The following is a 14,040-nucleotide window of genomic DNA, read 5'->3' on the forward strand; positions in this document are numbered from 1 at the left end:
ATGATGCAAAGTTTGATGGTGGAATTCGGCATGGGGTCGTCCTTGCGCCGTGGCGATTACACGCAGGCCGCCGAACGTGCGGTACGCGACGCGTTGTGGCACAATTCGATCAATCTGGCCGAGCTGTTCGGCTTTGATAAATCCGCGATGAAAATCAGGCTGGATGTCGGTGTGCAGCAGCCAGATCAGGTTGACGCGAATGTGCTGCGTGCGGTGTTTCCTTACGGCTATGTGACGGTGAATGTGCAATGCGGGGGGCTGGATGTGCCGCGCCCTGACGGGGACGGCAATCCGACGATTATGGCGAATGTGGCGCTGTCTGTGTCCTTTGATATGGAGCGTGCCGATGACTGAGCAACGCATTATCATCGAGATGGGCATGGGGAATGACCTGCACGGCATGGATTACACCAAAGCCTGCGCCCGCGCGATTGAAGACGCTTTGCGTCATTCGTCATTGCCACTGTTTGGCGTGTTGGACGTGCCTCATGATGCGATGCGCGTGCAGGTCACGGTGGCGGTGCAGGACCCCGATCAGGTGGATATTGACGCGCTGGTGGCCAAGCTGCCGCGCGGTCGTGCGCAGGTGCGGGCGGTTTTCGGCGGGCTGAACGTGCCCAGCGGGGACGAGGTTATTGTCGTGGCGCAGGCCAGCGTTGAGGCGTTTTTGCCCAAGCAGGACGGTTGGCGTTTGCGGGACGCGCCGTAGAATAGGTTTTATGCCTTCGGCGAGGATTTTAGTCCATTTGGAATTAGACCCGTGGGGTAAATAGCTCTGGCAGCGGGTCTGCATTTTCGATGAGGTCCAGGCGTAGGGCGATATCGGTGTTTTGGCTTTCATCCCAACCTTTCAAGACCCAGCTGCGGGCGTGGTGTTGCAGCGACACGGGCTGCAAGGTCAGGCTGCGCAGGGTCGCGTCGGGGTTGTTGTAGACGATTTTTAGCTTTTGGCGCGCACGGATGGCGGCGCGCAGGATCGGCAGGTGGCCCATGCCACGCGCGGCATTGGCAAAGGGGTGTTCGATCTGCAGCCAATCGCTGGCGGGTTGTGTGGTTTCCAATGGCAGGCTTGCGTCGATCTTGGCCGTCAGCGACGTAGCGGCGGATTTCAGGGCAGGGTCGGTGGTTTCCAGCACAATGGCGAGGGCAAGCTGCAGCGCCTCGATTTCGGGGTCGCTCAGGGTTAGCGGCGGTAGGGTGGTTGCGCGGTCAAGCCTGTAGCCCGCGCCGCGCGTTCCGGTCACTGGCACGCCCGAGGATTGCAGCCGCCCAATGTCGCGGTAGAGCGTGCGCAGCGATACGCCTTGCGACGCTGCCAGATCCTCGGCGCGGTGCAGGGTGAAATCGCCCAGCGTGGTGAGCAGGGCAAACAGGCGGTCAGATCGGTTCATAAGGCTTTGTGGCATAAAATCGCGGTGTGGCCAAGGCAACTGCCAAAAAACTGTCAGTTGTTGCGGCGCGTTCGATTGAATGGCCTGAAACGGGTGCAATTGGCAGAGCTGAGCGGTGTTTCCCACTTCAAGCTGGTCGCGGTCGCGCCTAAACAGAACGGGATTTGGACGCAGACCATGCGTTCGCCTGTTTTGGATGTGGAGAAAACTATGTTTAATAATATCGGCCTTCCCGGCCTTCTGTTGATCGCTGTTGTTGTGTTGGTCCTGTTTGGACGCGGCAAGATTTCCAGCCTGATGGGTGAAGTCGGCAAAGGCATCACCAGCTTTAAAAAGGGCATCAACGAAGGCGAAGAAGACATCAAGAACGCCAGCGACGACACTGCAGAGCTGTCTGATGATTCCGCTGCTGTGACCGAGATCAAGACCGACAAGGACAAGGTATAACCTGCCATGTTTGATATGGGGTGGTCTGAGTTATTGGTCGTGGGCGTCGTGGCCTTGATCGTGGTGGGGCCCAAAGACCTGCCTGTCTTGTTTCGCAAGGTGGGGCAGTTCGTGGGCAAAGCCAAAGGCATGGCGCGCGAGTTTAGCACTGCGATGAATGACGCGGCGGATGATACCGGCATGCGCGAGATTTCATCGGGGTTGAACAAGTCGCTTAAGGCGGCAACCAATCCGTTGGGCACCGCAATGGACGGCGTTAAATCAGCGACCAAATCGCTGGCTGACATCAACCCCGACAGCGAGACCGGCAAACTGGCGGCCAAGCGTGCAGAAGACGCCAAAAAGATGCAGGCGGTGCGCGAACGCACCATCGCAGAGCGCAAGCAACGCGAAGCCAAAGAGGCCTTGGCGGCCGCGGATGCGGAAGTGTCCAAGTTAGCCAAGCCTGCTGCACCTGCTGCCAAGAAGGCTGCTGCCCCGAAAACTGCGGCGACCAAGCCAGCAGCAGCCAAGAAACCTGCGGCCAAAAAGCCAGCGGCAAAAAAGAGTGACACATGAGTGCTTCGGACGATATTGACGACAGCGCCGCCCCGCTGATCGAGCATCTGGCAGAGCTGCGCACGCGGCTGATCCATTCCGTGATCGCGTTTATCATCGGCATGGTGATCTGTTTTACCGTTTGGAATCCGATATTTAACTTTCTGACCCATCCCTTGTGTTCGGCCATGGCCGAGCGCGGGCAAGAGGATTGCGGGCTGATCCTGATCAAGCTGCAAGAAGGTTTCTTTGTCGCGATTTCGATCTCGCTTTTGGGTGGTTTGGTGTTGGGTTTCCCATATATCAGCTATCAGTTGTGGCGGTTTGTGGCACCGGGTCTGTATAAAAATGAAAAGGGCGCGTTTCTGCCGTTCCTGATTTCCAGCCCGTTGATGTTCTTTTTGGGCGCGGCTTTTGCCTTTTACGTGGTCACCCCACTGGCGTTCGATTTCTTTCTGGGCTTCCAGCAAGCGGGTACTTTGGTGGGGGACGCGGGTCCTGATGGTCAGGGTATTGCGGCGATTGCCTTTCAGGGGTCTGCCCAGGAATATCTAAGTCTGACGATCAAGTTCATCGTGGCTTTCGGCTTGTGTTTCCAGCTTCCTGTGCTGTTGACGCTGATGGGTAAGGCCGGGTTGGTCAGCGCCGAAGGTCTTGGCAATGTGCGTAAATACGCCGTTGTTGGCATCTTGGTACTGGCGGCTTTGGTGACGCCACCGGATGTGATTACGCAGGTCATTTTGTTCGTCGTTGTGTACGGGCTTTATGAAATTTCGATCTTGCTGGTCCGCCGTGTCGAACGTAAGCGCGAAGAAAAACTGCGCGCCGAAGGCTATTACGACGACGAAGACGAAGACCCCATGTTGGCGGAATTCGACGAGGATGACGACAAGTGATTGATGACCCGTTGGACCGCATTGCAGCGGCGCTTGAGAGGATATCTCCTGCGCCGCTGAAAACCCCCGACTTTGACGCGGCAGGGGCCTTTGTCTGGCAGACGGGGCCGGATCATTTGGTCCCCGTGCCCAAGGTCAGCAAAGTTGATCTGGGGCTGCTGGTAGGTGTGGACCGTGCGCGCGATACGCTGCTGGCGAACACCACCCAGTTCGCCGCTGGTTTGCCTGCAAACAACGCCTTGTTATGGGGTGCGCGGGGGATGGGGAAATCCAGCCTTGTCAAAGCGGTACATGCCCATGTTCAGGCTACACATAACGCGCTGCGCATTGTCGAATTACAGCGCGAAGACCTGCCGTCGGTCGGTCGTTTGCTGGGCCATCTGCGCGGTGCGCCCTATCAGTTCATTCTGTTCTGTGACGATCTGAGCTTTGGCCATGATGATGCGCAGTACAAGTCGCTGAAGGCCGTGTTGGACGGCGGGATCGAGGGGCGGCCCGATAACGTGGTGCTGTATGCCACGTCGAACCGCCGCCATCTGATGCCACGGGATATGATTGAAAACGAACGCGGTTCGGCGATCAACCCGGCCGAAGCGGTCGAGGAAAAGGTTTCCCTGTCAGACCGGTTCGGGCTGTGGTTGGGGTTCCATCCCTGTGATCAGCAGCAATACCTGGCGATGATCCAAGGCTATTGCGACGCGCATGGGGTGGAGATTGACCCGGCCACATTGCACGCTGAAGCGATTGAGTGGCAGGCGACGCGCGGATCGCGGTCGGGTAGGGTGGCGTGGCAGTATTTCGTTGATCTGGCAGGCCGCCGCGGTGTGACGCTGTAGTCACGCCTTAGCGTATTGGGCTCGCACTGAGGCGGTCGTTTACGCCTCAGTACCCTAGATCAGTTCAGGTATGGCGACGGGTCCACACTGTCAAAGCCGTTGCGGACTTCGAAATGCACGAATGCATCCTCGCCGCTGCGCAGCTTGGCGATGGGCGAGCCCTTTTTCACGGCATCGCCCTTGGCGACACTGACATCGGTGACATTCGCATAAACGGTCAGCAGGTTATCGGGGTGGCGGACCACGACGATCGGTATACCTTCGGCGCTTTTCGTGATCGCAGCGACTGTACCGCTATCGGCGGCCTTAACCGCTGTGCCGGGGGCCGCTTTGATGTTAATCCCCTCGTTTTTACCCTTGGAATAGGCGCGGATGATACTGCCCTGAACGGGCGGTGCCATGCGACCAGCGGATGCCGGTTTTGTGGTCTTGCCGACATCAGCCACAGGGGCGGCAGGTGCGGGCTGTGCTGCAGCAGGCTTGGCTGCGGGTTCGACCGGAGGAAGCGGTTTCGCGGCACTGGGCGGTGTGGGGGTCGGTGATCCGACACCGGGGGGCGTTGTGGTCGCCACAGTGGCGGTTGCCGTTTGGCCGGCAGCGGTGTCGCGTTTTGGCGCGGACTGTTGGGGCACGGGGATCAGCAGGAATTGTCCCTCACGAATAGAGAAATCTGCGCCCAAGCCGTTCCATTCGGCCAGGGTGGCGACGGGCACGGCGTAAAGGCGCGCGATGGTATAGGCGGTTTCACCGCGTTCAACCCGGTGGCGCACAGGCTCGCGGCCAGTCTGCTTGAGAGGGTTTTCGCTGGTCTGTGCTGCGGGCAAGGCGGCGGTTTGAACGCCGGGGGATGCAGGTGCGCGGTTGATCGCACCACCCGCAAGTGTTTGAATATCAACGGCTTGTGTGGTGATCGGGCCGGTGCCCGACGCACCTGTCGCGGGTGATGGTTCTTCGACACGGGTTTGCAGGGCGATGATCTCGCCTTTGCGCAGGGGTACGTTCGGATCAATGCCGTTATAGCGTGACAACGCTTGGGTATCCGTACCAACGCGGCTGGCGACGTCGGCCAGCGTGTCACCGGAACGGGCGACCACGACTTGATAATTGGGATACGATATAACACCGCGATTGTCGGGTTCGGGTCTGACCGCAAGTACGCCGGTAGCCGCGTCAGCAGTGGTGAAACCATCGCCGAAACCGCCACGCAGGTCGTAATCAAGGGGCCGATCACATGCGGCTAACAAAAGCGCACTACTGCCTGCCAGAACCGTCAATCTAAGGGTTCGGGTCGCCATCGGATGGATCATCTGCTCGTCCTCATGTCTTTCACGGCGTGTCGTCTTCGGTCTCCATGTGATCTGGAGTTACCCTGTCTATACAGCATTTAGCTGTCTTTGCCCATTCCTTCAAGCAAGGGGACAAAGCGCACCTTGCGCAATTCGTCATATTCAAGGCCGGTTTCAGTTTTACGAACCCGTATCAGGTGCTGCACGGCGTCGGACTGGCCAACGGGTACCACCATAATGCCGCCGACTTTTAGCTGTGCGACCAAGGGGCCGGGGGGGTCTTCGGCGGCGGCGGTCACAATGATCCGGTCAAACGGGGCTTGTTCGGGCAGACCGAAACTACCGTCGCCGACGATGGCCGTGATGTTGGTCAGATCAAGCGCATCAAAGATTTCGCGGGCCTCATGCACCAGCCGGCGATGGCGGTCGATGGTATAAACCCGCCGCGCAAGTTTGCTGAGGATCGCGGCCTGATAGCCAGAACCGGTACCAACCTCGAGAACCTTGTCGCGGGGCGATACCTCGAGCGCTTGGGTCATCAGGGCCACAACGGACGGCTGGCTGATGGTCTGGCCGCAGGCAATGGGCAGCGGCATGTCTTCGTAGGCGCGCGACGCGAAAAGCCCACGGATAAAGGGGCCACGGTCGATCTGCTCCATCGCGTTAAGAACACGGGCATCGGTCACGCCTTTCGAGCGCAAAGCATATAGAAATTGCATTTTGCGTTCCGCGGTCGAGATGTCCTCTTCGTCGTTCATGTATTGATGGCTTCTAGGGCGGCGAAACTGTCGTGGGCGGTAAAGTCAGCGCGCATGGGGGTCACGGTAATATACCCGTTCAGGTTCAGCGCCGCATCCGTGTGGGCCGCCGTGGGTATTTGCTGGTCGGCCCCTTGGATCCACAAATACCGGCGCCCTTGGGGCGACACATGCGGCGTGGTGGAAAAGCTCGTGTCGCTGCGGATACCTTGGGGGGCGAGGCGGATACCTTGCACGTCGGCCGCTGCGGTGGGTGGAAAGTTGACGTTATAAAACAGACGGTAGCCGTCAGTATGCGCAGGCGTGGCGTCTATGATGCGGCGCACAACGTCAGCGCCATGCTCTGCGGCGGCCTCGAAGGCGTCGTCAAGAACACGGTTGGAAGGGCCAAAATACTGCGACATGGCAATGGCGGGGATACCTTGAAGGGCGGCTTCCATCGCGCCACCAATCGTGCCGGAATACATTGCGTTTTCGGCAGCGTTATTGCCACGGTTTACCCCCGACAGGACCAGATCGGGCGGGCTGTCTTTCATTGAATCGTGCAGGGCAGCCAGAACGCAATCGGCGGGGCTGCCTTCGATGGAAAACGCGTGTTTGCCGATCCGTTCAACCATCATCGGACGGGTGTAGCTGATGCAATGGGCAACGCCGGATTGTTCATAGGCGGGGGCGACTGTCCACACCTCGCCCTGCGGGCCTGCAATGGTCGTGGCAATTGCGTGAAGCGTCTTTAGCCCCGGTGCGTGGATGCCGTCATCGTTGGTAATTAAAATGCGCATAATATCCTCTTTGCGCCTTGATAAGCGAGGGATGTGGGCGCGGCAAGGCAGGGAGCCTTCGGCGAGGATATTTTTAAGCCAGAGAAGCGGACAGAGCGGCTAAAATGTCAGCCGCCTGGCTGTGGGTGCTGGCCAGATCATCGCGGGATTCACCGGGGTGGAACCGTGCGCGGGTTGCCGTTGGCATGGGGGCCGGTGTCATGATGTGAACCTTGGGGCCGATTTTGGCGGCTTCGGCCTGCCATGATCTGGCAAGGGCGATCTGGGCGGCTTTGGTGGCACCGTAAGCGCCGTAAAACTTGGATCCGACAACTGGATCGTCGAAAAACACTGCCTGACCGGCCTGCGCCAGCAAAGGCGACACATAGGTGATCAAGGTCGACGTGGCGGTGATGTTGCACGCCACGGATTTGGCCATGTCTTTGCCGTCGATGTGATCGGTGGGGGCAAGGGGCGCTGCGTGAATCGCGGTGTGCATCCACAGATCAAGGCTGCCCCAACGGTCGTAAATTCCGCGGCACAGGGTCGCCATGGCATCTGCGTTGGTGATGTCCATCGGGGCCAATGTGGCACTGCCGCCACGGGCCTGAATGCGGTCATCCAGTTCCTCGAGCGCGCCGGTGGTTTTGGCGACGGCGATGATGTGGTGGGTGTCGCAAAGCGCTTCGGCCAGAGCGGCCCCAAGGCCGCGCGAGGCGCCTGTGATCAATGCAGTTTTTTGTGTCATGGGGGGGGATATGCGCGGGTGAATGCGCCGCGTCAAGGGGGGCGCTTGGCCGGATGGTAGACGGGCGTGCCCTGTTAACCTTTGCGGTGGTAGGTAAAGGTCAGGCGCGCAAGGTGATCAATGGCTTGGGTGGGCAGGGGCGCACCGATGGCCACGCGCAATGCACGGTTGGTTTCATACGCGAATTCGGTTGGATAGATGTCGCGCATTATGGCGCTGATGGTTGTTTTACAATCGACATACAGCGCAAGGGTTTGCGGTGCGCTGTCTTGCCAGTTCAGCCGCAGCGTGCTGCCTTGTCGGGGGCGCTGTGGCCGCCATGCGGGTTGGCCCCATTTCAGGCTTTCGTCGAGGGGGCCAACGTCTGCATCTTTTGCGGCCTTAAGAATAAGGGCGCGCATGTCGTTAAACTGATCACGCACCGTGGCGGGCCATGGGGCAATTGTGCTGTCGAACGGGTTGGTCATGTAGGCAGCTTGCACGCGGCGGTTCGGATTATCAAGCGTGCCTGCGGTGTCTGGTCACCTAAGGAATGATTTCTCAATTAAGACTCGGGGAGCTGCAAAACCTTGGCTTTTTGGCCGATGCCGATCACAATTGCGGTGTCACTGATCGCGGCGACCGTGCCGCCCGCAATCGGGTCGCCCAATTTGACGCGTCTGATCCGGCCATTGCGTTCGCGGACCAAGGCACCGGGATCTGCCAGGCTGCCGAAAATACCGATGAGGGAAACGGCGGGCAGGGCGACCTTTTGGGTCGCAAGCGCCATTACTTTGGCCGGAGTTGGCGTGCCGGTATCAATAGTGGACATGTCAGCCTTTCTTGTTCGCCATGATCGGGGGCGGGTATTCCAAGGCTGTTAGCAAAGAGGGTTCTGGGGCGGAAGCCATGCCGTATCTCGCAAGCAAAGACCGGCTTATGGCGTCGGCAAAGCTTTGCCACGAGGGGTATATGCAAAACAGCGCAGGGGCTTGAACCTCTGCGCTGCAAGTGTCTGGTGGTGGGTCGATATGCCTATTCGGCGGCGGGCTTCATCTTAAAGCCCTGATCGATCTGATCTGCGGGTCTGACGGGGTATTCGCCGGTAAAGCAGGCATCGCAATATTGGGGGCATTTGGCGTTGCGGCCTTTGGCTTCGCCCACGGCGCGGTACAGCCCGTCGATTGAAATGAACTTGAGGCTATCCACCTGTAAATGTTCGCGCATTTCTTCTTCGGACATGGTGGCGGCCAACAGCTTTTCGCGTTGCGGCGTATCGACGCCATAAAAACACGGCCACGCGGTAGGGGGCGATGCGATGCGGAAGTGGACTTCCTTAGCGCCGGCATCAAGGATCATTTCCTTGATCTTGCGGCTGGTCGTGCCGCGCACCACCGAATCGTCGACCAAGATCACGCGCTTGCCCTTGATCAACGCACGGTTCACGTTCAGCTTAAGACGCACACCCATGTTGCGGATTTGCTCGGTCGGTTCAATAAAGGTCCGGCCCATATATTGGTTGCGGATGATCCCCATTGCATAGGGAATGCCCGATTGCAGGCTGAACCCGATGGCCGCAGGGGTGCCACTGTCGGGGACGGGGCAGACCAGATCGGCCTCGACCGGGCTTTCCTTGGCCAGTTCGCGGCCAATTGCCTCGCGGGTTTCATAGACAGACCGGCCACCAAGAATGCTGTCGGGGCGGCTGAAATACACATGTTCAAAGATACAAAACCGTGGTGCCAAGCGACGGAACGGGAAATGGCTTTCCACGCCTTTGTCGGTGATCACGACCATTTCACCCGGTTCAATCTCGCGGACGAAATCGGCACCGATAATATCTAGCGCACAGGTTTCCGAGCTAAGCGCCCAACCGTCACCGACCTTGCCCAGTACCAGCGGGCGCACGCCCAACGGATCGCGCACGCCGATCAGTTTGGTGCGGGTCATGGCGACGACGGAAAACGCACCCTCGACGCGGCGCAGGGCGTCTTCCATGCGTTCGGGGATATTGCGCTGCAAGGACCGCGCCATCAGATGGATGATGCATTCACTATCCGAGGACGACTGGAAAATCGAGCCGCGTTCAATCAGCTCGCGGCGCAGGGCGTTGGCATTGGTGATGTTGCCGTTATGGGCAATCGCCGCACCGCCCATGGCGAATTCGCCAAAAAACGGCTGTACGTCGCGGATCGCCGTCGGGCCCTTGTTGCCGGATGTGGAATAGCGCACATGCCCGATGGCCAATTCGCCGGGCAGGGTTTCCATGACTTTTTGCGAGGTAAAGTTGTCACGCACATAGCCAAAGCGGCGGGCGGATTGGAAACCGTCTGTCGGATCATAGCTGACGATGCCGCCGGCTTCTTGTCCGCGATGTTGCAGCGCGTGCAGGCCAAGGGCCACAAAATTCGATGCGTCGGCGACACCGACAACGCCGAAAACCCCGCATTCTTCTTTCAGTTTATCGCCGTCATCGGCGTCTCGTAAATACGAGGTGTCAAAAGGATGTGCGGGAGGCATGATCTTGGACAACGGGGCAGCTCCGATTCCGGGGAAGAAGACACGCACTATGTAGGCGCTTGTGCGCAGGTTGTCACCCCGCTGTCACATTATGACGGCCCTAAAACGTCGGAACTGTCGCGATAAAGCGCAAGTAGCAACCGTTGCGTGTAAGCCCCATGGCCGATGTGCATGGAAACGTGCCGGAACGGGGGCGGGATTGGGCAGGGGGGCGTTCGGGTTACGCGTTCGTGAACCGCACTTGCGGAATCTCAAGTTCGGGTTCGAAGGGACCAAGTAAGATCGACTAAAGATGCCATGAATTTGCATCGTTATGGAAAGCGGACCAGAAGAACATATGAAACCAATCTATTTGATCCTCTGCTACATTGCTGCGGTCACGCTGCCGTTAATACTGTCTTGGCTGGTCGGTGGCCCACCGCGCGCCTTCCACCAAGAACTGGCCTCGGGCCTTGGTATTCTTGCGTTTGCCATGATCCTCATGGAGTTTGTCCTGTCTGGGCGCTTCAAGAACGTCTCGAATGGAATTGGCATGGATGTGACGATGCGGTTTCATCAGATGATGGCGCGGGTCGCTCTGGCTTTTGCGCTGCTTCATCCGTTTCTATACCGCAGCACCCCTGTCGGCGGCCCGCGCCCTTGGGACCCCACCCGCCACTTGGTGATCACCACCGATATTTCTGACCTATCCAGCGGCATTGCAGCCTATTTGCTGCTTCCAAGCCTTGTTTTGCTGGCAATTGGGCGGACCAAGCTGGACTACAAATATGAAACATGGCGTTTGATGCATGGTATTGGTGCTCTTTTGATCGCGGCACTTTTACTGCACCATACTGTCTATGCGGGGCGCTATGGATCGCAGCCTGTGATGACGGGGGTGTGGCTGGCAATGACAGCGATATCGGTTGGATCGCTGTGCTATGTTTACCTGCTGGCACCCCTTCGCGATAAAACCCGCGCGTGGCGCGTTACCTCTGTCAATCAGGTAACCCCGAAACAATGGGAACTCACCGTAGCCCCCGACGGCCATGCTGGTCTTGATTACAGGGCAGGGCAATTTGTTTGGCTCAACGTCGGGCATAATAGCTTCTCAATGAAAGAGAATCCTTTTTCTATTGCGTCAGCGCCGGCCGCTGGGCCTGAAGTCTCTTTTATGATAAAGGAGTTTGGCGATTTCACCCGGACAGTTGGCCAGATAAAACCCGATACGGTCGCGTATCTTGATGGCCCCTATGGCAGCCTGTCTGTCGAAGGCCGCAGCGAACCGGGCATTGCTTTGATCGCTGGCGGCGTAGGGCTGGCACCGGTGCTGGGAATTCTGCGACAATTGCGCCTGACCAACGACCCTCGAAAAGTGAAGCTGGTGTACGGCAACCGCTCGGTCGATCAGATCGCATACCGCGAGGAACTGGGGCAGGAGAACGTGACCTTGGTGTTGTCGGACCCACCAGAAGACTGGCAAGGCGAGACCGGGTTCGTCGATGGACCTCTCTTGGATCGCGTTTTTTCGCCGCACGAGTTCGAAGAATGGGTTTTTGTCGTATGTGGACCGCCGATTATGATGGACCTCGTCGAGGATCATCTGCTCAAGCGGGACACGCCGTCTGATCGTATCCTGTCAGAGAGGTTTAGCTATGATTGATCGGCTGAAGCGTATGGGCTTACGTCAGCGGGTTTCCACCTCGATATGGCTCGTGAGTGTGATCCTGTGCCTGATACTGTTGGCGTTTGTTCTTAGGTAAAGAAGTCATGCGGCGCAGGCCCCAGATGACGGCTTGGTTATACCATGGCGAAAGCTGGCGGACTGAAACGGGAACCACAATAACCAAGGGCCGCCCTTGGCATGGGGCGGCCCTGTTGGATCGTCTTTATTTTTCTAGGCGTTATTCGCCGCAGCTGCCAACAAGGGCTTCGTAGCGGGAGGTGATCCAGCCAAGGGCTTCTTCGGGGTTTTGCTCTTCGATCTGGCGGGTGAATTTGCCAAATACCTGGGCAGAGCGGCTTTCGTCGACAACCGTATAGGTCTGGCCGGTGATCACGGTGTCATAGACAAAGAACGCAATCACAACGAGCAGAATGCCGCGCAGGACGCCGAACAAAAATCCAAACCCCTGATCAAGGCCACCCAGCACTGACCGTTGCACCAGCGACGAAAACAGCGGGGTGAACAGCGACACCACGATCAAGGCGATGGCAAAGACGATGGCAAATGCGCCAATGATCGACAATTCACAGCTGTCGGCCAGAAATTCGCCCACGACCGGAATTTCAGACACAAGCGGTTCGACTTGAGGTGCGAATAAGAACGCCAGCACAGCGGCGGCGATCCAGCCGACGATGGCCATCAGTTCGCGGACCAGACCGCGGCTGTACGCCAACAGCGCAGACAGGACGATGACAAGCGCCACAACCCCGTCAATGATGGTAAAACCTTCCATGATCGTTTTGCCTTCCTTGTGGGGGCGCTTAGCCAGCCCCGAAAATTTCGCCTACAAATCCGGTTAGATCGCTCATGGTATTAAGCGTTATGCCGTTTTTACCCACGGGCTTTCCACCTGCGGGCGCAATGGCGCTGGTAAAACCAAGTTTTTGCGCTTCTTTCAACCTGTTTTCCGTCTGCGTGGCGGGTCTTAGGGCACCTGACAGGCTAATTTCACCGAAAACAACAGTTTCCGCAGGCAACGCCACGTCTTCGCGCGCACTAAGCAGGGCGGCGGCCACGGCCAGATCGGCGGCGGGTTCGGAAATCTTCATGCCGCCTGCCACATTCAGGTAAACATCAAGCCCGGCAAAGGGGATGCCGCAGCGTGCCTCGAGCACCGCGAGAATCATCGCCAGACGCCCGCCATCCCAGCCCACAACCGTGCGCCGCGCCTGCGAATGGGGCGAGGGCGCAACAAGGGCCTGTAATTCGCACAAAACGGGCCGCGTCCCTTCGATACCCGCAAACACCACGGATCCGGCAGCAGGTTCGCCCCGCTCTGACAGGAAATGCGCCGAGGGGTTGGTTACTTCGGCCAAGCCTTGGCCGGTCATCTCGAATACGCCGATTTCATCCGCGGGGCCAAAGCGGTTTTTGACGGCACGCAGAATACGGAACTGGTGGCCACGCTCGCCTTCGAAATACAGCACGGTATCCACCATGTGTTCGACGACGCGGGGGCCTGCGATCTGGCCGTCCTTGGTGACGTGGCCAACAAGGATCACCGACACGCCGGTGCGTTTGGCGAAATTGGTCAACTCGTGTGCCGAGGCGCGAACCTGAGACACCGAACCCGGCGCGCTTTCGACGTTGTCGGCCCACATGGTCTGGATCGAATCGATGATTGCGAGATCGGGGCGTTCCGCCTCGAGCGTTGTCAGGATATCGCGCAGGTTGGTTTCGGCAGCCAGTTTCACCGGCGCATCGGCCAACCCCAGCCGCTGCGCGCGCATGCGCACCTGCGCGGAGGCTTCTTCGCCGCTGACATAGATTGTTTTCAACCCGCTGCGGGCAAAATGTGCGGCGGCTTGCAACAGCAAGGTGGATTTACCGATGCCCGGATCACCGCCCACCAGAATGGCCGATGCCGCCACCAACCCACCGCCCAAAACGCGGTCAAGTTCGGCAATGCCGGACTGGCTGCGCGGTGGCGGGGATTCTTTGGTGGTCAGGTCGGTGAGCACCATGGCCGATCCGCGCTTGGCCCCCAGCGATTTGCTGGGCGGGCCGGCGGAAATGCCTTTGTCTTGCTCGATCGTGTTCCATTCGCCGCAGCCATCGCAGCGGCCGGACCACTTGTTGAAGCTGGCACCGCAAGACGTGCATGAAAATGTGACGGGAGATTTAGCCATGCGCCTTTTTGGCCGACAGCGCGGGCGAGGTCAAAGCAAAAGAACGG

General features: G+C 58.7%; 17 protein-coding genes. 7 read left to right on the forward strand and 10 right to left on the reverse strand.

What is annotated here, in order from left to right; translation table 11 throughout:
- Nucleotides 1-3: 3 nt before the first annotated feature.
- Both KZZ06_RS01095 and KZZ06_RS01100 read left to right on the forward strand, forming a co-directional pair.
- Complete coding sequence (locus KZZ06_RS01095) at nucleotides 4-354, forward strand: Lin0512 family protein (RefSeq protein ID WP_219578181.1); 351 nt, start codon at nucleotides 4-6, stop codon at nucleotides 352-354.
- Entirely contained in the window at nucleotides 347-709 is a 363-nt protein-coding gene (locus KZZ06_RS01100; RefSeq protein ID WP_219578182.1) for a Lin0512 family protein, read from the forward strand. Before KZZ06_RS01095 ends, KZZ06_RS01100 begins: the two co-directional genes overlap by 8 nt.
- 43 nt (nucleotides 710-752) lie before the next feature.
- On the opposite strand, the gene KZZ06_RS01105 is transcribed toward KZZ06_RS01100, so the two are convergent.
- Nucleotides 753-1,406 (reverse strand): YafY family protein, encoded by a 654-nt coding sequence (locus tag KZZ06_RS01105; RefSeq protein WP_257884142.1) that lies wholly within the window; start codon nucleotides 1,404-1,406, stop codon nucleotides 753-755.
- Nucleotides 1,407-1,601: 195 nt separating this feature from the next.
- On the opposite strand from KZZ06_RS01105, the gene tatA reads away from it, so the two are divergent.
- The 4 genes from tatA to KZZ06_RS01125 are packed head-to-tail and all read left to right on the forward strand — an operon-like array spanning nucleotide 1,602 to nucleotide 4,107.
- The gene (tatA, locus tag KZZ06_RS01110; protein WP_219578183.1) at nucleotides 1,602-1,838 is read left to right on the forward strand and encodes a twin-arginine translocase TatA/TatE family subunit; all 237 of its coding nucleotides are present in this window, start codon (nucleotides 1,602-1,604) and stop codon (nucleotides 1,836-1,838) included.
- Between the two features lie 6 nt (nucleotides 1,839-1,844).
- Complete coding sequence (tatB, locus tag KZZ06_RS01115) at nucleotides 1,845-2,396, forward strand: Sec-independent protein translocase protein TatB (protein ID WP_219578184.1); 552 nt, start codon at nucleotides 1,845-1,847, stop codon at nucleotides 2,394-2,396.
- The gene (tatC, locus tag KZZ06_RS01120) at nucleotides 2,393-3,271 is read left to right on the forward strand and encodes a twin-arginine translocase subunit TatC (protein WP_219578185.1); all 879 of its coding nucleotides are present in this window, start codon (nucleotides 2,393-2,395) and stop codon (nucleotides 3,269-3,271) included. The genes tatB and tatC overlap by 4 nt, the downstream gene beginning before the upstream one ends.
- Entirely contained in the window at nucleotides 3,268-4,107 is an 840-nt protein-coding gene (locus tag KZZ06_RS01125; RefSeq protein ID WP_219578186.1) for an ATP-binding protein, read from the forward strand. The genes tatC and KZZ06_RS01125 overlap by 4 nt, the downstream gene beginning before the upstream one ends.
- Nucleotides 4,108-4,166: 59 nt before the next feature.
- On the opposite strand, the gene KZZ06_RS01130 is transcribed toward KZZ06_RS01125, so the two are convergent.
- The 7 genes from KZZ06_RS01130 to purF all read right to left on the reverse strand — a co-directional run bounded on the left by KZZ06_RS01130 (nucleotide 4,167) and on the right by purF (nucleotide 10,159).
- Complete coding sequence (locus KZZ06_RS01130) at nucleotides 4,167-5,414, reverse strand: LysM peptidoglycan-binding domain-containing M23 family metallopeptidase (RefSeq protein ID WP_219578187.1); 1,248 nt, start codon at nucleotides 5,412-5,414, stop codon at nucleotides 4,167-4,169.
- A gap of 77 nt (nucleotides 5,415-5,491) precedes the next feature.
- Entirely contained in the window at nucleotides 5,492-6,151 is a 660-nt protein-coding gene (locus KZZ06_RS01135) for a protein-L-isoaspartate(D-aspartate) O-methyltransferase (RefSeq protein ID WP_219578188.1), read from the reverse strand.
- Nucleotides 6,148-6,933: a 5'/3'-nucleotidase SurE gene (gene surE, locus KZZ06_RS01140; RefSeq protein ID WP_219578189.1), complete on the reverse strand. Its 786-nt coding sequence runs from the start codon at nucleotides 6,931-6,933 to the stop codon at nucleotides 6,148-6,150. Before surE ends, KZZ06_RS01135 begins: the two co-directional genes overlap by 4 nt.
- Before the next feature lie 73 nt (nucleotides 6,934-7,006).
- Nucleotides 7,007-7,660, reverse strand: a complete 654-nt coding sequence (locus KZZ06_RS01145; protein ID WP_219578190.1) for an SDR family oxidoreductase — start codon at nucleotides 7,658-7,660, stop codon at nucleotides 7,007-7,009.
- Nucleotides 7,661-7,734: 74 nt separating this feature from the next.
- Nucleotides 7,735-8,127, reverse strand: a complete 393-nt coding sequence (locus KZZ06_RS01150; protein WP_219578191.1) for a DUF1801 domain-containing protein — start codon at nucleotides 8,125-8,127, stop codon at nucleotides 7,735-7,737.
- Between the two features lie 77 nt (nucleotides 8,128-8,204).
- Nucleotides 8,205-8,471, reverse strand: a complete 267-nt coding sequence (locus KZZ06_RS01155; RefSeq protein ID WP_219578192.1) for a pilus assembly protein PilZ — start codon at nucleotides 8,469-8,471, stop codon at nucleotides 8,205-8,207.
- Between the two features lie 203 nt (nucleotides 8,472-8,674).
- The gene (purF, locus tag KZZ06_RS01160; protein ID WP_219578628.1) at nucleotides 8,675-10,159 is read right to left on the reverse strand and encodes an amidophosphoribosyltransferase; all 1,485 of its coding nucleotides are present in this window, start codon (nucleotides 10,157-10,159) and stop codon (nucleotides 8,675-8,677) included.
- A gap of 337 nt (nucleotides 10,160-10,496) precedes the next feature.
- Between purF and KZZ06_RS01165 the strand changes: the two genes are divergently transcribed.
- Nucleotides 10,497-11,801, forward strand: a complete 1,305-nt coding sequence (locus tag KZZ06_RS01165) for a ferric reductase-like transmembrane domain-containing protein (protein ID WP_219578193.1) — start codon at nucleotides 10,497-10,499, stop codon at nucleotides 11,799-11,801.
- Nucleotides 11,802-12,042: 241 nt separating this feature from the next.
- On the opposite strand, the gene KZZ06_RS01170 is transcribed toward KZZ06_RS01165, so the two are convergent.
- On the reverse strand, nucleotides 12,043-12,597 hold the full coding sequence (locus KZZ06_RS01170) for a CvpA family protein (protein WP_219578194.1): 555 nt from the start codon (nucleotides 12,595-12,597) through the stop codon (nucleotides 12,043-12,045).
- A 28-nt stretch (nucleotides 12,598-12,625) separates the two neighbouring features.
- Nucleotides 12,626-13,993 carry a DNA repair protein RadA gene (radA, locus tag KZZ06_RS01175; protein ID WP_219578195.1) on the reverse strand — a complete coding sequence of 456 codons (1,368 nt, stop codon included), beginning with the start codon at nucleotides 13,991-13,993 and terminating at the stop codon, nucleotides 12,626-12,628.
- Nucleotides 13,994-14,040 lie beyond the last annotated feature (47 nt).

The sequence above is a fragment of the Sulfitobacter sp. CW3 genome, assembly GCF_019392245.1.
GTDB lineage: Bacteria > Pseudomonadota > Alphaproteobacteria > Rhodobacterales > Rhodobacteraceae > Sulfitobacter.